Origin of the sequence: Streptomyces sp. NPDC060064, from assembly GCF_042736455.1 — a bacterium.
GTDB lineage: Bacteria > Actinomycetota > Actinomycetes > Streptomycetales > Streptomycetaceae > Streptomyces.
The window spans coordinates 92,103-112,035 of record NZ_JBHWWF010000020.1 but is presented as its reverse complement, the minus strand read 5'-3'; the positions used below and the strand labels follow the sequence as shown (position 1 = coordinate 112,035).

The window sequence follows — 19,933 nt, the reverse complement described above, 5'->3', positions numbered from 1 at the left end:
ACGTTCCCCGCCCGAGCCGCAGAACGTCAACGTAACGGCGCTGCAAGCCGGTTGGCCGGGAGGTCGGCACGTCAGGGCACAAGGAGGACGCAATGCGCAGGGCAGTAATCCTCGCGGTCGTCGCCGCGCTCGGCGCCGGTCTGCTGGCCGGCTGTGCCAAGGACAGTGACGAACCTGCCGACAGCGCGTCGAAGGCCGGCGGGGGCGGCAAGGGCTCAACCACGCTCACCGTAGGGGTCTTCGGCGCGTTCGGTCTCAAGGAGGCAGGCCTCTACGACGAGTACATGAAGCTCAACAAGAACATCGTGGTCAAGCAGACCTCGATCGAGCGGAACGAGAACTACTACCCGCAGCTGCTGACACATCTGGGCAGCGGCAGCGGACTCGCCGACATCCAGGCCGTCGAGGTCAACAACATCGCCGAGATCACCGCCACTCAGGCCGGCAAGCTGGTCGACCTGGGCAAGGCGGACGGGGTCCAGAAGGACGCGTTCCTGCCGTGGAAGCTGGCGCAGGCCACCACCAAGGACGGCAGGACGATCGCGCTGGGCACCGACATCGGACCGCAGGGCATCTGCTACCGCAAGGACCTCTTCGCCAAGGCCGGGCTGCCCACCGACCGTGAGGCGGTCGGCAAACTGTGGGCCGGCGACTGGAACAAGTACCTGGACGCGGGCAAGCAGTTCAAGGCCAAGGCGCCCAAGGGCACGGCGTTCGTGGACTCCGCGTCCGGCGTGATGGCGGCGATAACCGGCAGCAACGAGAACCGCTTCTACGACAAGGACGGCAAGGTCGTCTACAAGACCAACCCGTCCGTGAAGCAGGCCTGGGACCTCGCAGCGGCGTTCGCGACGGGAGGTCTTACGGGCAAGCTCCAGCAGTTCACGCCTGCCTGGGACCAGGGTTACGCGAACGGCACCTTCGCCACCGTCTCCTGCCCGGCCTGGATGCTCGGCTATATCCAGGACAAGGCCGGGGCGGCTGGCAAGGACAAGTGGGACGTGGCCGCGGCGCCCAGGCCCAGCAACTGGGGCGGCTCGTTCCTGACCGTCCCCGACGCAGGCAGGAACAAGGTCGAGGCGGCGAAGCTCGCGGCCTGGCTGACCGCGCCCGAGCAGCAGGCGAAGCTCTTCGCCAAGCGCGGCAGCTTCCCCAGCGCCAAGGCCGCGTACTCCCTGCCCGCCGTCTCCGGTGCCAAGCACGCCTACTTCGCGGGCGCGCCCATCGGGCAGATCTTCTCGAAGGCCGCCGAGGGTGTGCCGGTCCAGATCATCGGGCCGAAAGACCTGATCATCGCGCAGAACCTGGCGGACATCGGCATGCTCCAGGTCGACCAGAAGGGCCGTTCACCCAAGGAAGGCTGGGACGCGGCGGTGAAGGCGATCGACAACGCTCTGGACCAGTGAGCGCCGGTGACCATGAGCATGCCGGGGTCCAGTGGTCGTCCCCCGATAGAACACAGCACCACTCCGGAAACCGCCGTGCCCTCCCCGGGGGAGGAGGGCGCGGCCCCGCCGCGCGCGCAGGTGTCGTCCGCGGCCGAGGAGCGGCGCCGCGCCCGGCGCAGCCGCCGCTACCGGCTGGATGTGAAGTGGAGCCCGTACGCCTTTGTCATGCCGTTCTTCGTCTTCTTCATGGCATTCGGGCTCTTCCCGCTGCTCTACACCGGCTGGGCCTCGCTGCACCGGGTGGAGCTGACGGCGCCCACCGACATGGAGTGGGTGGGTCTGCGGAACTTCTCGCGACTGCTCGAGGACGAGTTCTTCTGGAACGCGCTGAAGAACACCGTCACCATCGGGCTGATCTCCACGGTGCCGCAGCTGCTGATGGCGCTGGGCATCGCGCATCTGCTCAACTACCGGCTGCGCGGCTCGATGTTCTTCCGGGTGGCCGCGCTGACTCCCTATGCCACCTCGGTGGCCGCGGCGACGCTCGTCTTCGTGCTCCTCTTCGGACGCGACTACGGGATGATCAACTGGGCGCTGGGGCTGATCGGTTTCGACAACATCGACTGGCAGAACGGCGAATGGACCTCCCAGCTGGCGGTCTCCACCATCGTGATCTGGCGGTGGACGGGCTACAACGCGCTGATCTATCTCGCCGCGATGCAGGCCATCCCGAAGGATCTGTACGAGTCGGCCGCGCTGGACGGTGCCTCGCGCCGGCAGCAGTTCATCCATGTCACGATCCCTTCGCTGCGGCCGACGATCCTGTTCACCTGCGTGGTCTCGACGATCGGCGCGACCCAACTGTTCGGTGAGCCGCTGCTGTTCAACGGCGGCGCGGGCGCGACCGGTGGCGCCGACCACCAGTTCCAGACGCTCGGGCTCTATCTGTACGAGCAGGGCTGGGTCAATCTCCACCTCGGCCGGGCCTCGGCGATCGCCTGGGCGATGTTCCTGATCCTGCTGGTGATCGGCGCGGTGAACTGGCTGCTCGCCCGCCGTCTGAACAAGAGCGCGTAGGGGGACGACATGTTCAGCGCCAAACGTGCCGGACGCCAGTTCCACGGTGGCCGGATCACCTATGCCGTACTGATCGTGTTCACTGCCGGCTCTCTCCTTCCGCTGGTGTGGACCGCGATCGCGGCCTCCCGCAACAGCTCCCGGCTCGCGCAGACTCCCCCGCCCTTCTGGTTCGGCGGCAATCTCTTCAAGAATCTCGAGATCGCCTGGACCGACGCCAATATGGGCGCTGCCCTGCTCAACACGACGATCGTCGCCGGGTCGATCGCGACCGGGACCGTGGTCTTCTCGACGCTCGCCGGCTTCGCCTTCGCCAAACTCCGCTTCCGCTTCAAGAACCTCCTCCTCTTGCTGGTGATCGGCACGATGATGGTGCCGCCGCAGCTCAGCGTCGTACCGCTGTACATGCTGATCGCCGAGCTGTCCTGGACCGATCAGCTGCAGTCCGTCATCCTCCCCACCCTGGTCAGCGCCTTCGGAGTGTTCTTCATGCGGCAGTACCTGATCGAGGCGCTGCCCACCGAGCTGATCGAGGCGGCCCGGGTGGACGGCGCGAACAGCTGGCGCGTGGTGTGGCATGTCGTCTTCCCCGCGGCCCGGCCCGCGATGGCGGTGCTGGGCATGCTGACGTTCGTGATGGCGTGGAACGACTTCTTCTGGCCGATCATCGCGCTGACCCAGAACGGCAGCCCCACGGTGCAGGTGGCGCTGACCGGGCTCGGCCGCGGCTATATCCCCGACCAGTCGGTGATCATGGCCGGCGCACTGCTGGGCACGCTGCCGCTGCTGATCGCGTTCGTCGTCTTCGGCAAGCACATAGTCGGCGGCATCATGCAGGGCGCGGTCAAGGGCTGATGCCCCCTCACACTCCCCTATCCACACACATGTTGGGAGCACACACATGTCCGTCATGCCTGTGACCTTTCCTCCCGCCTTCCTGTGGGGCACCGCCACCGCCGCCTACCAGATCGAGGGCGCGGTACGCGAGGGCGGCCGCACCCCGTCGATCTGGGACACCTTCAGCCATACGCCGGGCAAGGTGGAGGGCGGTGACACCGGGGACACGGCCGTCGACCACTTCCACCGCCGGGCCGAGGACGTCGAGCTGATGGCCGGCCTCGGCGTCAACGCGTACCGCTTCTCGGTCTCCTGGCCGCGGGTGCAGCCCACCGGCCGCGGCCCCGCCGTCCAGCGCGGCCTCGACTTCTACCGCGGCCTCGTCGACGATCTGCTCGACCACGGCATCCGTCCCGTGCTCACCCTCTACCACTGGGATCTGCCCCAGGAGCTGGAGGCGGCGGGCGGCTGGCCGGAGCGGGACACCGCGCACCGCTTCGCCGACTACGCCCGTATCGTCGCGGAAGCGCTCGGCGACCGCGTCGATATGTGGACCACCCTCAACGAGCCCTGGTGCAGCGCCTTCCTCGGATACGGCTCCGGGGTCCACGCACCCGGCCGCACCGACCCGGTCGCCGCCCTGCGTGCCGCCCACCATCTCAACCTCGGCCACGGTCTGGCCGCCCAGGCGCTGCGCTCCGTGCTCCCCGCCCGCGCGAAGCTCTCCATCAGCCTCAACCCGAGCGTCGTCAGGGCGAGGAGCCAGAGCCCCGGTGACCTGGACGCCCGGCGCCGTATCGACGCGCTCGCGAACCGGATCTTCGCGGGCCCGCTCCTCAAGGGCGCGTATCCGCAGGATCTGTTCGCGGACACGGCGGCTCTGACCGACTGGTCCTTCGTCCACGGCGACGATCTGGCCGTCATCAAGCACCCCCTGGACTCGCTCGGACTGAACTACTACGCACCTGCAGTTGTATCGGACGCCACTGACAGTCACGCCGAGCGCAGCGACGGCCACGCCGCCGCCGCGCACTCGCCGTGGCCCGGCGCGGACGCGGTCTCCTTCCACCAGCCGCCCGGCGAACGCACCGAGATGGGCTGGTCGGTCGACCCGACCGGCCTGTACGACCTGCTGCTCCACTACACCCGCGAGGCGCCGGGACTACCGCTGGTGATCACCGAGAACGGTGCCGCGTACGTCGACAAGCCGGCCGCCGACGGCACGGTCCACGACCCCGACCGCATCCGCTATCTGCACGGCCATCTCTCGGCGGTCCACCGGGCGATCGCCGACGGCGCGGACGTACGCGGCTACTTCCTCTGGTCGCTGATGGACAACTTCGAGTGGTCCTACGGCTACGGCAAACGCTTCGGCGCGGTCTACGTCGACTACGAGACCCAGACCCGTACGCCCAAGTCCAGCGCCCACTGGTACGCCGCGCTGGCGCGGACCGGAGTGCTGCCGGAACTGCCGGAACTGCCGGCGCTACCCGAGCTGCCCGAGCTGCCCGAGGCCTGACACATACGGCGGACGCTTGATGTCCGCGTCCTTCGTGCCCGCGACGGCGTCGTCGTAGAGGGCCTGCGCGTCGGCTGCGTAGAGCGGTGAGTAGGTGATCCAGTCGACGTTCTGGTCGTTGCCGCCGCCGTTGTAGCCGCCGGTGTTGCCGATGACCTTGCCGGTGCGGGTGCGGGAGTCGTAGTCGGTGATCCACGGGCCGCCGGAGACCCCACCGTCAAAGCCGCCGCAGACCATCTGCATCTGCCGGAAGCCGGACAGTCGGGAGGTGGTGACATCGCAACGGAGCGCCTGGTGCTTCCTGTTGACGTCCTCGTCGCCGGGATAGCCGATCACGGTGGGGCTGTGGCGGTACCCGGACGCCCGGGTGAAGGTGAGGGAACCGGTGACGTTCTCGGCCTTGCCCTTGCCGTTGGGCGCGAGCCGCGCGAAGGCGAAGTCCAGATCGGAGACGGGCTCCGTCGTGTTCTGCCGGTACCTCGGGTCGACGAAGATCCTCTTCACCTCGAAGACGCCGCTCGGCTGGTCGGCGGCGGAGGATCCGTGGCGGTACTGCGGTACGAAGATGGGGTGCGTGGCGCTCTTGAGGCCGATGGCGCAGTGGGCGGCGGTGAGGACCAGGTCCTTCCCGCGGCTGTGGACGACGCTTCCCGTGCAGGATGTCTCCCTGCCGCCGAACGGCTTGCCGTCGTAGAAGAACGTGCCCACCATCGGCAGGCCGCCGAAGTACGTCCCGTTCTTGGTGCCGACAGGCGTGTCCGCCCGCCTCGGCCCGTACTGGTCCGCGTCGACAGATGCGGCGTCCGCCATGCGCTCGGCCGTCCAGAACCGCTCGTCCTCGGTGAGGGTCGCTGCCGTGGCAGGGCCGGGGCGGAGCACTCCCGCGAAGACGATCAGCGTGAGTGCGAGCAGCCAACGTGAGCGCAAGACACTGTCTCTCTGGTAGAGAATCACGGCCATGACAAAGCGACACTTGCACACAAAAGGGATCCGGCGACGCACCAGGACACGTCAAGGCCGGCGACCTCAGTCGTCGCTGAGCACTCTCCACGTACCCCGGCGGGCGTGACGCAGCAGCACCGGGTCGTCGCCCACGACCACCGGGTTGCCGACCTCGGTCAGCAGGGCGAGGTCGGCCGCCTCGTCCGCGTACGCCGAGCAGTCCGCCGGGTCGAAGCCGTACTCCCGCATCAGCGTGCGTGCGGCGTACCCCTTCCCGTGGCCCCGCGTGCAGGTCAGCATCTCGTCCGCGCCCAGGCGCGCGGCCAGCGGCGCCACCACGGGCAGCGGAGAGCTGGAGACCAGCACCATCAGATCGCCCGCCACCGCGTGCCGCAGATACGCGGTGAGGCCGGGCTCGTTCCACAGTGCCCGCCGCACCAGCGTGCCGCCCACGTCGAAGAATGCGGCCTTGCGTGGGACTTGGCGGGTTTTGGCGGCGACAGGAGTGATCGGGACAACCGTCTCGTTCATGCCCATCAATACGAGGTGCCGCCACACATCACTCAAAAGTCGTGGGGGTTTTCCCCACCCCGGAGTGACCGGACAGCGGGCTGTCCCCGACAGGTCGGACCGTCGATCGTGGTGGTACGTGATCGACGACGTAGGACGACGTAAGGGGAAGGCACCATCATGCAGCTCAGGAGTGGTTCGGGCACCATCTGCAGGACGATCGCGGCGGCGGCGCTGCTGGCCGTGACCGCGAGCGTGGCCCTGCCGCTCGCCCCCGCCGGCGCGCAGCCGTCGCAGCCGCCGCAGCCGCCCGCCGGGGTGTGGCAGGTCGACGGCTACGGCGAGGTGTTCTCGCTGAACGGGAGCCGGCTGCAGGAGTACCAGGTCACCGGCGTCAGCTGCATCAAGGGCGTTGCGGCCGGGCGCGCGGGCGGGCAGGCGGGAACCGCCCGGTACGCCAACGCAGGCGGCGATGTCTTCAGCGTACGGTCCACGGGCCGTCCCGACCGGGCCGCGATGCATATCGACGGCTCACCCGGCGACCGCGGTCTGCGGCGCATCGCCGCCCTGCCCGCCGACTGCCTCAAGGAGAAGCCCGGCGGACCGGTCGCCGCCTTCGACGTCTTCTGGCAGACCTTCGAGGAGAACTACCCCTTCTTCGCGGCCAAGGGCATCGACTGGCAGGCGGTCCGGGACCGCTACCGCCCCCGAATCGGCCCGCGCACCACCGACGCCGAACTCTTCGCGGTCTTCCGGGAGATGGTCTCACCGCTGCATGACGCGCATGTCGCCGTGTTCGCCGGCGAGACCGGCCGCTTCGGCATGACCCGGCCCGGCACCGTGATGCCCGGCGAGGAGCTGGACACCAAGGTCACCTCGTACATCGAGAAGCGCGATCTCAAGGGCACCGAGCTCAGGAAGTTCGCGCGCGGCCGGATCGGCTACGCCGAACTGCCCGGCGGCCAGGGCTACTTGCGTATCTCCGGATTCGCCGGCTACGCCGAGGCGAACGACTTCGCCGCCAACAGCGCCGTACTGGATGAGGCTCTGGACACGATCTTCACCCGCGCGAGCACCGCCCGGCTGCGCGGCCTGATCATCGATCTGCGGATCAACGGCGGTGGCTCCGACTCGCTCGGGCTCCAGCTCGCCGGGCGCTTCACCGGCCGCCCGTACTTCGCCTACGCCAAGCGGGCCCGTAACGACCCCGCCGACGCAGGCCGGTTCACCCGCCCGCAGCCGCAGTACGTACAGCCCGCGGCCGCACCCCGGTACACCGGCCCGATCGCGGTGCTGACCGGAGGCTCGACCGTCAGTGCCGGAGAGACCTTCACACAGGCGCTGATGGAGCGGCCCGGCCGGACCGTGCGGATCGGCGAGAACACGCAGGGCGTCTTCTCCGACGCGATGGAGCGCGAGCTGCCCGGAGGCTGGCAGATCCGGCTGCCGAACGAGGAGTTCCTGACCCGCTCGGGCGGTACGTTCGACGGCCCGGGAATCCCGCCGCAGCTGCGCGAACCGGTCTTCACCGACGAGGAGTTCGCGAAGGGCCGCGACTCGGCCTTCGACCGGGCCGTCGCCGTCCTCGGCCACTGAAGGACGACGCAGGGGCGCGCGCCCCGGCCGGATGGGGGGAGGTCCGGCCGGGACGCGCGGGTGGGGGGCGGGTGGTGCGTGGTGCCTACTTGAAGGCGGCGAACGCCTTCGTGAAGGCCAGCGGCTCCTGGACGATCGAGCTGCACGTCGCGTCCGCGGTGTTCTTCGCGCCGCCCGGGCACGCCTTGTCGCGGGCCGCGGACCACATCGCCAGCCAGCCGAGGCCCTTCGACTTCGCGAAGTCGACCAGCTGAGTCGCGTCGTCGACCTTGAAGATCTCGGTCGCGACGTCATTGACACCGATCATCGGCGTGACGGCGACGGCCTTCCACGCGGCGGCGTCGGAGAGTCCGAGCACGCCCTTGATCTGCGCCTGGGTCGCCGTCGCGGCCTGGATCGCGTAGTCGCCCATGTCACCGCTGTACGCCGGTCCGTAGTCCATCGCCATGATGTTGACTGCGTCGACCTTCACGCCGTTCTTCTTGGCGTCGGCGATCAGGTCCACGCCGGGCTGGGTCAGGCCCTCGGGCATGACCGGAAGGGTGAAGGAGACATCGAGCCCCGGGTGGGACTTCTGCAGCTGCGCGATCGCCTGCGAGCGGCGGGTGTTGGCGGCGGTGTCCGGGAGGGCCGCGCCCTCGATGTCGAAGTCGACCTTGGTGAGCTTGTACTCGTCGATGACCTTGCCGTACGCCTTCGCGAGCTCGTCGGCGGAGGAGCACTTGAGTCCGAGCTCGGAGCCCGCCGCGCCACCGAAGGAGACCCGGACGTCGCCGCCCTTGGCGCGCAGCGCGCCTATCTGGGAGGCCACCTTGTCGCCGGCGAGGTCGGTGACGCCGCCCCAGAGCGGCGCGCAGCTGCCGCCGGAGGTGATGAAGGCGAGGTTGAACTCCTTGATCCCGGCCTTGGTCGCGGTGTCCACCAGGTCGTAGGCCGGGTAGAGCGAGGTGTCGACGTACGGCGCGAAGCCGGCGCCTGCCGCGGTGCCGCCGCCGGGGGTCCCGGTCGGCGTCGGCGTGGGGTCGGTGGGCGTGGGTGTGGGCTTCTGCGTGGGGGTGGCGGTCGCCGTCGGGGTGGGCGTGGGCTTCCCGGTGGGCCGGCCGCTCGGCTGCGGCGTCGCGCCGTCGTCGACCGAACACTTGATCTTGTTGATCGTGCAGGAGGTCGGGTCGGCGGCCGTCCCCGTACCGCTCGCGGAGGTCACGAAGCCGACGGTGACCGACGTGCCGGGCGCGATCTCCTTGTTCCAGCTCGCGGGGGTCACCGTGACGTGCTGCCCCTTGACGGTGTGCTCACCGTTCCACAGCGAACCGATCGTGGTTCCCGTGGGCAGATCGAATTCGAGCGTCCAGCCCGACTGCGCCTTGTCGGTGTCATTGGTGATGACGTACTGGCCGGTGTAACCACCGTTCCAGGAGCTGGTCTTGGTGTATGCGGCGCCTACCGCGGCGGCCTGGGCCGTGCCCGTGAGCGCGAACGCCGCGCCACCGATCACCGCGGCGGCGACGACCGCGCCGACCGCCTTGGTCCTGACGCTCGCCCTGCGCCGGTGCGTAGTGCTGCCCATTGCGTGCCTGCCTCTGCGTTACGGGGGGTGGGGGTGTGGCAGCACGCTAGCGGCCTGGAAACGGACAAATGGCCCGTTCGGGGCGGAGGTTGAGCTTCTTAGGACGGCCTTAAGGAAGGCATGGGAGCGGATTAATGGTCGAGACCATTCGGTGCGTTCCCGGGGGCGGAACGGGCTGCCGGACGGACCCCGTCACGCATCGCGATCACCGCACCAGACCTGCGCGCTTGCGGCGCTTGACCGTTCCGCGGTGGCCGCGCCTGCGCTCACCGCCCGCGCCCTCCCGGCCGTCGAGCCCGATCCAGATCCGTATCTCCGTGCCGCCGAGCACCGAACGCCCGATCCGTACGTCCCCGCCCGTCGACTCCGCGACCCTGCGCACGATGTCCAGGCCGAGGCCCGTCGAGCCGTCCCGGCCACCGCTGTTGCCGCGGGCCATCGCCGCCTCGGGGTCGGCGATGCCGGAACCCGCGTCCGAGACCAGGACGATCACCGCGTCCTCGCCGTTGTGGACGTCGACCGAGAACGCCGTCCCCTCCGCGGTGTGGCGGAAGACATTGCCGAGCAGCGCGTCGAGCGCGGCGGCCAGTTCGGGGCGCGCGACCGGGATGCGTACGGGACGGTCGACACCCGCGACCCGTACCTTGCGGCCCTCGTCCTCGGCGAGCGCCGACCAGAAGTCCATCCGCTCCCGGACGACCTCCGACGCGTCGCAGCCGGCACCGGGACCCACTGCCGCGGTCTGCGGTTTGGCCTCCCGTGCCGTACGGATGATCGTGTCGACCTCGCGCTCGAGCTGGGCGACCGCGGCCCGGGTCTGGTCGGCGGCCGGGCCCTCGCCGAGCGAGGCCGCGTTGAGGCGCAGCACGGTGAGCGGCGTACGCAGCCGATGCGAGAGATCGGCTGCCAACTCGCGTTCATTGGCGAGGAGTTGGACCACCTGGTCGGCCATGGAGTTGAAGGCTACGGCGGCGGAGCGCAGCTCGGTCGGCCCCTCCTCCGGGACGCGCGCGCCGAGCCTGCCCTCCCCCAGATCGTGCGCGGCGCCCGCGAGCCGCTGGGCGGGCTGCACCATCCGGACGCCGAGCCGGTCGGCGACGGCGACGGAGCCGACTATCAGCGCGATGCCGACGCCGGCGAGCACCAGCCAGGCGGTGTCGACGCCGTTGGAGACCTCGCCCTCGGGCACGAAAACCTCGACGACGGCGATCTGACCGGTGCTGATGGCGGTCGGCTGGAGCAGCGCGGAGCCGTCGGTGACCTCGGTGATGGAGGCACGGCCGAGCCGCTGCGTGGCCTCCAGGTCTTTCTGCGCGGCCCGGCGGGTGCCGATGTTCACCGGCTGGCTGCCCGCCTCGCCGGAGGCCGGGATGTGCACGGCCATCCGCCCGGCCGCACCGGCCTGGGTGGACATGACGGCCCGCTCCAGCGGATCGCGGTCGGCGGTGATGGAGAGGGTGGGGCCGATGGCGGCGGCCTGCCGCTCGGCGTTGGAGAGAGCCCTGTCCTTGGCCATCTCCTGGACGACGAGCCCCAGCGGCACGGCGAAGGCCACCACGACCATCGCCGTGACGGCCAGGGAGACCTTGACGAGTGCCCATCTCATGGCCGGTGTCCGTTCGGCTGTGGTCCGCCTGGCTGTTGACCGTTGGGCTGCGGCCCGTGGGGCTGCGGTCCGTGCGGCGGCTCCAGCTTGACGCCGACTCCGCGCAGGGTGTGAAGGTACCGGGGCCTGGCCGCCGTTTCGCCCAGTTTCCGCCGCAGCCAGGACAGATGTACGTCGATGGTCTGGTCGTCGCCGTAACTCTGCTGCCAGACCTCGGCGAGCAGTTCCTTGCGCGGTACGACCACGCCGGGCCGACCGGCCAGGAAGGCCAGCAGGTCGAACTCGCGACGGGTCAGGTCGAGGGCGGCGCCGTCCAGGTCGGCCTGCCGGCGCAGCGGATCGATGGAGAGCCCGCCGACCTGGATGACGCGCGAGGGCGGGGCCTCTCCGGCAGCGGCGCGCGAGCGGCGCAGGACGGCGGCCATTCGCGCCGAAAGATGCTCCACCGAGAAGGGTTTGATGAGGTAGTCGTCGGCGCCGTCGTTGAGCAGCCGGACGATCTCCGCCTCGTCGTCGCGCGCGGTGGCGATGATGACCGGCACGTCGGTGATACCGCGCAGCATCTTCAGCGCCTCGGACCCGTCCAGATCGGGCAGGCCGAGGTCGAGAATGACCACGTCGAAACGGAAATGGGCCACCTCGCGCAGCGCCTCGAGGGCCGTGCCGACGCTCCGTACCGTGTGGGAGGCCTCGGTCAAGTGCCTGATGAGGGCGGAGCGCACGAACTGGTCGTCCTCGACCACGAGCACACTTGCCATGGGCGGCACCGTACGCCATCCGGAGTACCCGGGTCCCCCTAAGGACGGACGCGGAGCGCGTGGTGCACTATGGCCCGGATGCATCGAGGACTCGTACATGCCATGGCGTGGTCGCTGTCCACCGGCGCGGCGGTGACGCTGTCCTGGTGGGGCGTCCATACCGTCATGTCCGGGACGGCGTACGACCGGCCGCGCGCACTGCCGATCAGCGCGGACAGCGCCACCACGCAGGGAGCGAGGCCGCAGGTCTCCTCCACTCAACGGCCACCGACCCCCTCGCCGTCGAAGCCGTCCGCGCCGGACAGGAGCAGTAAGCCGTCGGCCACGTCTCCCGCCGCCAGGCCGAGCAGGACGAAGCCGCCGTCCACGTCGCCCTCGTCGACGCCGACGTCCGGGAATGTGAAGAGCTACACGGTCGACGGCGGCCGGGTCGTCTTCGACATCGGCCAGGTCTCGGCCGAGCTGGTCTCGGCGACCCCGGACGCCGGCTGGCAGATGCAGGTGTGGAAGCAGCCGTCGTGGATCCGGGTGACGTTCACGCAGAACGGCCGCGAGGTCTCGGTGTTCTGCACCTGGAACGGCCATCCGCCGATGGTCGAGTTCGACGACCGCTAGCGGAGCTGGCGGAACGCAGCCGGAGCTAGCGGAACGCCGCCGGTGGCGGTACGGGTGAGGGCTTGGCGCTGGCGTCGGTGACCGCGGCCGCGCCGCCCGTGAAGTCGGCGAGTGCCCTTCCGTGTTCGACCCGGCCGGGGTGCGGGTCGCTCGCGACGCGGCGGGTCAGTTCGGCGACCGGCAGCGGTACGTCCGAGGCGAGGAGCACGGCGTTGCCGAAGCGGCGGCCGCGCAGCACGGTCGGGTCCGCGGCGAGCGCGAGTTCGGGGAAGACGGTGGCGGCGGTGGCGACCTGGGCTCGGATATGGGCGAGCGGCGGACCGTCGGCGAGGTTCGCTGTGTAGTGTCCGCCCGGCTTCAGGGCCCTTCGCACCTCGGTGAGGAACTCCGTACTGGTCAGATGCGCGGGTGTGCGGGCGCCGCTGAAGACATCGGCGATGACCAGGTCCGCCCAGCCGTCCGGGATCTTGCCGAGGCCCTCGCGGGCGTCGCCGGACCGGACGCGTATGCGCGCAGTGGGGTCCAGCGGGAGCTGTTTGCGGACCAGTTGGACCAGCCCGGCGTCCAACTCGACGATCTGCTGGGTGGATCGGGGGCGGGTGGCGGCGATGTAGCGGGCGAGCGTGAAGGCTCCGCCACCGAGGTGGACGACCTGGAGGGGGCGGCCGGGCGGGGCGACGAGATCGATGATGTGGCCGAGGCGGCGCTGGTACTCGAAGGAGAGATACGCGGGGTCGTCGAGGTCGACATGGGACTGCGGCGCACCGTCGAGGAGCAGCGTCCAGGCGCGGGGGCGCTCGCGGTCGGGTATCAGCTCGGCCAGCCCGCCGTCCACCTGCTCGACGACGGGTTCGGGGCTGCCGCCCCCGCCCGTACGGCCGCGCCGTTTACTTTTTGCCATCAGCCCATTATCGGCACCGATCCGGGTGGGCTGCCCGCGCAGGGCCCGGCGGCCGGCACGGCTCAGCAGCGTGCACGATTCGGCGGCGAGCGCGGCTCGGCGGGCGTGCACGATTCGGCGGGCGTGCACGGCTCGGCAGGCGTGCACGATTCGGCGGGCGTGCACGGCTCGGCGGCGGCCGCGGCTCAGCTGCAGTTGTCGGCGGCCTCGATGAGGCGGGCCGCCTCGCCGAGCGCCTTGCGCAGGACCGCGGGGTCGGTGACCGGGTCGGCGTCGTCCGGCGGCAGCAGCCAGCCGCTGCCGGTGACCGGCGGCTCGGCCGGGATGCGCAGACCGCGCCCCGACGTCTGCGTACAGGCACTGCCCGGCATGTCCCAGCCGTCCGCGGTGCCGGGCGGCACGAGGAAGCCGAGAGTGTCGCAGGCGCCGTCGTGGAGAACCGGGCCGACGGCCGGAGCGTCCGCCCGGCGCAGGATGTCCACCGCCTCGAGGCCCTGCCGGGCGGGGACGGTCACCAGATCGCAGGGTTCGGCAGCGGCGCCGTCCCCGGGTGGTGCGCTGCTGTCCTGGGTGGGCGTGTGCCGAGCAGTCGTCGCCGTCGTCGCAGTCGTCCGTGGGGCGCCGTTGACGCTGTTCTCCATGCCGACCTCCAACAAGGGGATCCCTCCTCGCTCGAGTGGAGACACGTAGCGGGTCTCCGCATGGTTCAACGCCCGTTGGCGTCAATGGCTACGGCGGCACGCCGCCGCAAAGGATGGCAGTTCATGGCAGATCGAGGGGGACATATCCCTTTTGTAGGCAAACTCAGCGTGCGCGGCCCGTCACAGCCGGTACGTTCTTGCTCCGCCGGAACACGGCTGCACCAAGAGAGGGCTCGGCCATGGCGTCGTCGTCACAGGCATCACGGGCAGTTCCCAACCTCGCCTTCCGCGGACTGCGCGGGCAACGCTCGCCCGGAGAGTTCGCGGCGGCCGTACGCAAGGCCGCTCGGGAGATCGGTGAGCAGGTCTCCTGCGACGCCCGCTACATCGGGCGCGTCGAGGCCGGCGAGATCCGCTGTCCGAACTACGCGTACGAGCGGGTGTTCCTGCACATGTTCCCCGGTCTGACGCTGGCGGATTTGGGCTTCACGGCGCGGGAACAAGTACGGGGCAGCCGGGGCCGGCCGCTCGTGCCGGCTCATCCCTTATGCCCCTTCGACGGCAACAGTGACAGCGACATCGACGAGGAGAGCGACGTGCTGCGTCGCGCATTCATGACGAGCGGCTCCGCCACGGTGGCGGCCGCGTCCCTCGGGCTCGGACTCGGGCCCGTACCCGGCAGGCCCGGCTCCACGCCCGGCCTCTCCCGCACCGTGCCCGCTCAGCGGCGAGTCGGCGAGGCGGAGGTGAGCGCCGTCGAAGAGGCGGTACGCCGGATCCGGCTGCTCGACGACCGGCACGGCGCGGACGGGCTCTATCAGCGGGCCGCGCAGCCGCTGCGGGCCGCGTACGCGCTGCTCGACGCGGGGACGACGGCCCGCGCCTCGACCACCGGCCGACTGCACGCCGGAGCGGGCGAACTCGCCATCTCGGTGGGCTGGTTGGCCCATGACTCGGGCCGCTTCGACGACGCCCGCTCGCACTACGCGGAGGCGCTGGCGACGGCGCGGGTCGCGGGCGACCCGGCGCTGGAGGCACACGCCTTCTGCAATACGTCGTTCCTGGCGCGGGACGCGGGGCGGTACCGCGAGGCGGTGCGCTCGGCGCAGGCCGGGCAGCGCGCCGCGCGGCAGCTGGCCTCGCCACGACTGCTCTCGCTGCTCTCACTTCGGGAGGCGGGCGGCTGGGCGGGGCTCGGCGACCGCGCGAGCTGCGAACAGTCGCTGTCGCGGGCGCACTCGTACTTCGACCTGGGCGTGACGGACGCGGACCCGGAGTGGATGTCGTTCTTCGGGGAGCCGGAGCTGGAGGCGCTCCAGGCACAGTGCTGCTCGGCGCTCGGCGAATGGTCGCGAGCGGCCCGCCACGCCCGCCGGGCGGCGGCGCTCCAGGACCGCCGCTTCACGCGCAACCTGGCGCTGTACCGGGCCGAACTGGCGGCGGACCTGGCGCGGGCGGGCGCACCGGACGAGGCGGCGGAGGCGGGCCACCAGGTGCTGGACCTGCTGGACCGGGTCCAGTCCTCGCGCATCCAGTCGATGCTGTCGGACACGGCGAGGGTGCTGCTGCCGCAGCGGCGGGCGGCGGGGGTGGGGGCGTTCCTGGACCGCCACTCGGAGACACTCCGCGAGGCATAGCACCCGGGCTGGGCTACAGCCGCGGTCGCGGTCGCGGTCGCGGACTCAGACCTCCATGTGGCCCGTGTCGTTCCAGCGGTCCATCGCCGGCGAGCCGTAGGCCCAGCCCAGGATCGACAGGCTGGTCGGGTCCAGGCGGATACGGGCCGCGAAGGACGGGTCCAGGCCCAGCCAGCGTGCGCCGAGGACCCGCAGGATGTGGCCGTGCGCGAAGACCAGCACATCGCGGTCGGCCGAGCGCGCCCAGTCGATGACCTTGTCCGCGCGGGCGCCGACATCGGCCAGCGCCTCGCCGCCCGGGACCCCGTCGCGCCAGATGAACCAGTCGGGCCGGTCCGCGTGGATCTCCGCCGGGGTCAGGCCCTCGTAGTCCCCGTAGTTCCACTCCATGAGCGCGCCCCAGTCGGAGGCCCGGTCCCCGAAACCCGCGAGCGCGCAGGTCTCACTGGCCCGAACGAGTGGACTGGTGCGGACCTCGACACCCTCCAGGCCCGACCACGGCGCCCGGTGCAGCCGTTCGCCCAGCAGCTTCGCGCCGCGCCGGCCCTCCTCGAGAAGAGGGATGTCCGTCCTGCCGGTGTGCTTGCCCAGCAAGGACCATTCGGTCTGCCCGTGCCGGGCCAGCAGGATGCGCGGTGCCATGAAGGGCTCTCCCTGAGGTTCACATTCGGTGGCACTCCATCATCGCGCACCTGAACGCAGGGCAACCTCTCGGGCGATCTCGACGTCCTCGTACAGGTCGGGTACCCGATGAACGCGCGCCTTCTTGTACACCGTACGGTTGAACGGTGGCCGATGGCCCCCTGAATACAAAATGGAGATCGTTCGGATGCCGCACACCGCGCCCCGTCATCGGCCACGCTGGTGGACCGAACTGATGCTCATCGTCGTGGTCTACGCCGCGTACTCGGCCGGCCGGCTGCTCGCGCGCGGCAATGAGTCGGCCGCGGTCGACCACGGCATGGCGATACTCCGGGCCGAGAAGGCACTCCTCCTCAACGCCGAGCACCCGCTCAACCGCCTCTTCACCAGCACCCCGGCCCTCGGCGTTCCCGCCGACTTCGCCTATGCGTCCCTGCACTACCTGGTCACTCCGGCCATTCTGGTCTGGCTCTTCCGCCGCCGCCCCGCCCGCTACCGGGCCGCCCGCACCTGGCTGATGCTCTCCACGCTCCTCGGCCTCGTCGGGTTCACGCTGCTGCCGACCTGCCCGCCGCGGCTGCTGGACGCCGGCCAGGGGTTCGTCGACACGATGGCCCAGTACAGCTCGTACGGCTGGTGGGGCGGCGAGGCGAGTGCGCCGCGCGGCATGGGCGGGATGACCAACCAGTACGCGGCGATGCCGAGTCTGCACGTCGGCTGGGCCCTGTGGTGCGGTGTGATGCTGTGGCGGCACGGCCGTACGCCCCTGATGAAGGTCCTCGGCGTCGCCTACCCGCTGCTCACCACGTTCGTGGTGATGGGGACGGCGAACCACTACTTCCTGGACGCGGTCGCGGGCTGCGCCGTGATGGGCGTCGGCGCGCTGCTGACCCGGCCCGCGCTGCGCATCGCCGACCGGGTGCGTACGCGCTTCACCGCCCCTTCCGGCTCGAAGTCCCCGATTGTCAGTGCCGGATGCGAGACTTCCGCGGGTGAGCGAATCCCTGGACAGCGGACCTCCTCCGCAGGCGCCGACGACAGCACTCCGGCAACGGCTCGCTGAGCTGCGCGGCCCCGCCGCCCAGCCCCATCCGCTCGACGCCCGCGCGCTGGCCGCCCTCGCAGCCAACCCCGGCTGCAAACGGCGGGCGCTGCTGGACGGCGCCGGGGTGGACAAGGCGGCGCTCGCCTCCGCGCTGGGGTCGCCGGCCGCGTTCGGGCAGTCGCAGTTCGCTTTCATGCGCGGCAACGCCTTCGAGGCGAAGGTCAAGGCCGACGGCGGTACGGAACTGATGCGGCTGCTGGGCGTGGACGCATCGGCACAGGTCCGGGTGCCCGATCTGACGGCGGCCGGTCCCGAGGGCCGTGCGGCGCGTACGGCACTGGCGCTGCGCGAGGCCACCGCGGCCGGCGAGTGGACGCTGCTCGACCACCCGATGCTGGCGCTGCAGGTCGCGGGCTCCCCCGCCTATCTGGAGCCGGACGCGGTGGTCGTGCACCCCGACGGACGGTGGACGGTCGTCGAGATCAAGTCCTTCCCGATGATCGACGGCTCGGCGGACGCTGCGAAGGTGGGCGCGGCGGCACGTCAGTCCGCGGTGTACGTACTGGCGCTGGAGCGGGTCGCCGCGCTGACGGACGGCGCGCAGGTCGCGCACAGCATCCTGCTGGTCTGCCCGAAGGACTTCTCGAACCTGCCGACCGCGTCCGTCGTCGACGTACGCAAGCAGCTCTCGGTGACCCGCCGCCAGCTGGCCCGGCTGACCCGGATCGAGGACATCGCCGCCGCGCTTCCCGAGGGCACCACCTTCGACCTGGAGCGCCCGGCCGATGAGCTGACCGCGGCGGTCGAGTCGGTGTCCGCGGCATACGCGCCCGAGTGCCTGGCCGCCTGCGAGCTGGCCTTCCACTGCCGCGACCGGGCCCGCGACGCGGGCGTGGTCGAGGCGCTGGGGCGCGGGGTGCGCGGCGAGCTGGGCGGACTGACGACGATCGGCGAGGTGCTGGCGGCGGCACGGAGCGAAGCAGGTGATCCGGACGACCCGGCGGTCGTGGCCCTGCGCCGCGCCGCCGCGCTGCGGGCCGAGGCCCTGGAGGCTGCCGGATGTCGCTGATCTCCACCCTCGCCCGGCTGGAGGCCGTCGAGTCGGGACGGGCCACGCCGCTGGCGACCGTGCGGCACCGGCATCTGTCCGAGCGTCCGCTGGTCCTCGTACCGCTGACGACGGCCGGTGAGGCGGGGGCGCCGCTGGGCGCGCTGGTCGGCACGGACGAGGAGGAGCCGCGGCTGCTGGTCGTGGCGCAGCCCCGCGACCGCGATCTGCGCTTCGCCTTCCTCGCCGAGCTCGCCGACGCGGTACTGCCGCATCTGGACGCGTACGCCGACGATGTCGAGCCCGCCGAGCGCAACGAGACCGACCCGGAGACCGGCAAGAGGGTCAAGGTCGAGGTCGAACTGTGCGCTGATGCACCGCAGTTGATTGTGCCGGGCCGGGCGGGCATCGACTTCGTGCGGCTGCTGGGCCGCTCGATGCGCTTCCGGCGTACGGCCGAGCAGGACCCCGACGCGCCCTACCCCGCGCCGCCGCACGTCCCGCTGCTCGGCCGCTGGCTGACGCACTACGGCGAGCGGGCCCGGGTGCCCGGCTCCTCGCTGCTGCTCGCGGCGACCGATCTGCTGAACCGGCACTGGGCGACCGGCCAGTCGAGCCTGGAGGACCAACACCTGGGCGCACTGCTCGCCTGGATCGACCCGCCCGAGGGCGAGACGGGTGCGGAGGCGGCGCTGCGGGCGGAGCTGGCGCGTGATGCCCGCGGCCAGCTGCTGTGCCCGCCCGCAGGACCGGCCACCGACCCGGCCTTCGACAACCGGCTGCTGGCCCCCGCCGTGGAGCGGTACGACCGGGCGCGCCAGGCGCTCGGCGCTGCTGAGGACGGCGCCGAGGCGGATGTCCGGCTGGGTGAACTGACCCTCGCCGAGCGGGAGATCCGCCGCCTCCTGCTGACCCAGCTCAAGCCCACATGGCACGCGGTGTGGCGTGGCCTGGAGCTGCTGCGGGAGCTGCCGCAGGGGCCGCGGGCGGCGGACCGCTGGACGCGCGACCGCTGGTCGTTCACGGCGCACCGCGATCGCGTACGGGCCGGGGAGCCGCCGCAGCCCCGGCGCGACGACGCGGTGACGGCCGCGCAGAAACTCGCCTCCCGCGAGACGGCACAGGCGCAGTTGGAGGCCCAGGAGGCGCTGGACGACCCGCTGGTGCTGGCGGGGCGCCGGCTGGCGGGCGAGGCGTTCACGAGCGAGGTGACCGAGGTCGTGATGGCCTGGTCCGAGTCGAAGCGGCCGAGCCCGCGCCCTCTGCTGACCGTCCGTACGGACGACCGCCCGCATCTGGGCGAGCGGGTGAAGGTGTACCGCTCGCTGGAGGGCAAGCCGCAGACCGCTGAGTTCGTACGGTACGAAGCCGAGGGAGTTCTGGTGCTGCGGCTGACCGACCGCATGGGCCGGTCCAAGGACCCTGCGGAAGGCTCCGTACCGGAGAAGGGCGAGCGGATCGCGTGGACCCTGTTCGAGCACGACCAGCGGGGCGGCCCGAAGCTGCCGGACCCGGAGGAAACCCCATGGACCCACGGCGGCCCTCCGGGCACGGACGCGGAGAGCCCGGACCCCGTGACCCCGGAGGACATTCTGTGACGGCCA

The 19,933-nt window shown here is 71.0% G+C and carries 18 protein-coding genes; 10 read left to right on the top strand and 8 right to left on the bottom strand.

What is annotated here, in order from left to right:
• The first annotated feature begins 92 nt into the window (after positions 1 to 92).
• The 4 genes from ACFWDI_RS23825 to ACFWDI_RS23810 are packed head-to-tail and all read left to right on the top strand — an operon-like array spanning position 93 to position 4,821.
• Positions 93 to 1,406, top strand: coding sequence for an ABC transporter substrate-binding protein (locus ACFWDI_RS23825; RefSeq protein WP_385306641.1), 1,314 nt, complete (start codon positions 93 to 95; stop codon positions 1,404 to 1,406).
• Positions 1,407 to 1,424: 18 nt separating this feature from the next.
• Complete coding sequence (locus ACFWDI_RS23820; RefSeq protein WP_385306700.1) at positions 1,425 to 2,465, top strand: carbohydrate ABC transporter permease; 1,041 nt, start codon at positions 1,425 to 1,427, stop codon at positions 2,463 to 2,465.
• A 9-nt stretch (positions 2,466 to 2,474) separates the two neighbouring features.
• Entirely contained in the window at positions 2,475 to 3,320 is an 846-nt protein-coding gene (locus ACFWDI_RS23815; RefSeq protein WP_385306639.1) for a carbohydrate ABC transporter permease, read from the top strand.
• A 55-nt stretch (positions 3,321 to 3,375) separates the two neighbouring features.
• On the top strand, positions 3,376 to 4,821 hold the full coding sequence (locus ACFWDI_RS23810; RefSeq protein ID WP_385306699.1) for a GH1 family beta-glucosidase: 1,446 nt from the start codon (positions 3,376 to 3,378) through the stop codon (positions 4,819 to 4,821).
• Here the strand turns inward: ACFWDI_RS23810 and ACFWDI_RS23805 are convergent.
• Together ACFWDI_RS23805 and ACFWDI_RS23800 are read right to left on the bottom strand one after the other, a co-directional pair.
• Positions 4,789 to 5,748, bottom strand: coding sequence for a trypsin-like serine peptidase (locus ACFWDI_RS23805; RefSeq protein WP_385306637.1), 960 nt, complete (start codon positions 5,746 to 5,748; stop codon positions 4,789 to 4,791). The two genes, ACFWDI_RS23810 and ACFWDI_RS23805, sit on opposite strands and share 33 nt — an antisense overlap.
• 99 nt (positions 5,749 to 5,847) lie before the next feature.
• A complete protein-coding gene (locus tag ACFWDI_RS23800; protein ID WP_385306636.1) occupies positions 5,848 to 6,294 on the bottom strand; it encodes an HAD family hydrolase in 447 nt (148 codons plus the stop codon).
• A gap of 159 nt (positions 6,295 to 6,453) precedes the next feature.
• Here ACFWDI_RS23800 and ACFWDI_RS23795 point away from each other — a divergent pair, with 159 nt between their 5' ends.
• Positions 6,454 to 7,869, top strand: a complete 1,416-nt coding sequence (locus tag ACFWDI_RS23795) for a S41 family peptidase (RefSeq protein WP_385306635.1) — start codon at positions 6,454 to 6,456, stop codon at positions 7,867 to 7,869.
• A gap of 85 nt (positions 7,870 to 7,954) precedes the next feature.
• Here the strand turns inward: ACFWDI_RS23795 and ACFWDI_RS23790 are convergent, their stop codons facing one another.
• The 3 genes from ACFWDI_RS23790 to ACFWDI_RS23780 all read right to left on the bottom strand — a co-directional run bounded on the left by ACFWDI_RS23790 (position 7,955) and on the right by ACFWDI_RS23780 (position 11,800).
• Complete coding sequence (locus tag ACFWDI_RS23790; RefSeq protein WP_385306633.1) at positions 7,955 to 9,436, bottom strand: cellulose binding domain-containing protein; 1,482 nt, start codon at positions 9,434 to 9,436, stop codon at positions 7,955 to 7,957.
• A 205-nt stretch (positions 9,437 to 9,641) separates the two neighbouring features.
• Positions 9,642 to 11,042, bottom strand: coding sequence for a sensor histidine kinase (locus ACFWDI_RS23785; protein ID WP_385306632.1), 1,401 nt, complete (start codon positions 11,040 to 11,042; stop codon positions 9,642 to 9,644).
• Positions 11,039 to 11,800, bottom strand: coding sequence for a response regulator transcription factor (locus ACFWDI_RS23780; protein ID WP_385306631.1), 762 nt, complete (start codon positions 11,798 to 11,800; stop codon positions 11,039 to 11,041). Before ACFWDI_RS23780 ends, ACFWDI_RS23785 begins: the two co-directional genes overlap by 4 nt.
• 69 nt (positions 11,801 to 11,869) lie before the next feature.
• On the opposite strand from ACFWDI_RS23780, the gene ACFWDI_RS23775 reads away from it, so the two are divergent.
• Positions 11,870 to 12,415 carry a hypothetical protein gene (locus tag ACFWDI_RS23775; protein ID WP_385306629.1) on the top strand — a complete coding sequence of 182 codons (546 nt, stop codon included), beginning with the start codon at positions 11,870 to 11,872 and terminating at the stop codon, positions 12,413 to 12,415.
• Between the two features lie 25 nt (positions 12,416 to 12,440).
• Here the strand turns inward: ACFWDI_RS23775 and ACFWDI_RS23770 are convergent, their stop codons facing one another.
• Positions 12,441 to 13,316: a spermidine synthase gene (locus ACFWDI_RS23770; protein ID WP_385306627.1), complete on the bottom strand. Its 876-nt coding sequence runs from the start codon at positions 13,314 to 13,316 to the stop codon at positions 12,441 to 12,443.
• A 185-nt stretch (positions 13,317 to 13,501) separates the two neighbouring features.
• A complete protein-coding gene (locus ACFWDI_RS23765) occupies positions 13,502 to 13,957 on the bottom strand; it encodes a hypothetical protein (protein WP_327323755.1) in 456 nt (151 codons plus the stop codon).
• A 239-nt stretch (positions 13,958 to 14,196) separates the two neighbouring features.
• Between ACFWDI_RS23765 and ACFWDI_RS23760 the strand changes: the two genes are divergently transcribed.
• Entirely contained in the window at positions 14,197 to 15,594 is a 1,398-nt protein-coding gene (locus ACFWDI_RS23760) for a tetratricopeptide repeat protein (RefSeq protein ID WP_385306625.1), read from the top strand.
• Positions 15,595 to 15,639: 45 nt separating this feature from the next.
• Here the strand turns inward: ACFWDI_RS23760 and ACFWDI_RS23755 are convergent, their stop codons facing one another.
• Entirely contained in the window at positions 15,640 to 16,236 is a 597-nt protein-coding gene (locus ACFWDI_RS23755; RefSeq protein WP_385306623.1) for a histidine phosphatase family protein, read from the bottom strand.
• A gap of 187 nt (positions 16,237 to 16,423) precedes the next feature.
• Between ACFWDI_RS23755 and ACFWDI_RS23750 the strand changes: the two genes are divergently transcribed.
• From ACFWDI_RS23750 to ACFWDI_RS23740, 3 genes are read left to right on the top strand one after another with little or no spacing between them, the layout of a single operon-like run.
• Complete coding sequence (locus tag ACFWDI_RS23750) at positions 16,424 to 17,299, top strand: phosphatase PAP2 family protein (RefSeq protein ID WP_385306622.1); 876 nt, start codon at positions 16,424 to 16,426, stop codon at positions 17,297 to 17,299.
• Positions 17,229 to 18,350, top strand: a complete 1,122-nt coding sequence (locus ACFWDI_RS23745) for a hypothetical protein (RefSeq protein WP_385306620.1) — start codon at positions 17,229 to 17,231, stop codon at positions 18,348 to 18,350. Before ACFWDI_RS23750 ends, ACFWDI_RS23745 begins: the two co-directional genes overlap by 71 nt.
• The gene (locus tag ACFWDI_RS23740) at positions 18,341 to 19,927 is read left to right on the top strand and encodes a hypothetical protein (RefSeq protein WP_385306618.1); all 1,587 of its coding nucleotides are present in this window, start codon (positions 18,341 to 18,343) and stop codon (positions 19,925 to 19,927) included. The genes ACFWDI_RS23745 and ACFWDI_RS23740 overlap by 10 nt, the downstream gene beginning before the upstream one ends.
• The last annotated feature ends 6 nt before the right edge of the window (positions 19,928 to 19,933 follow it).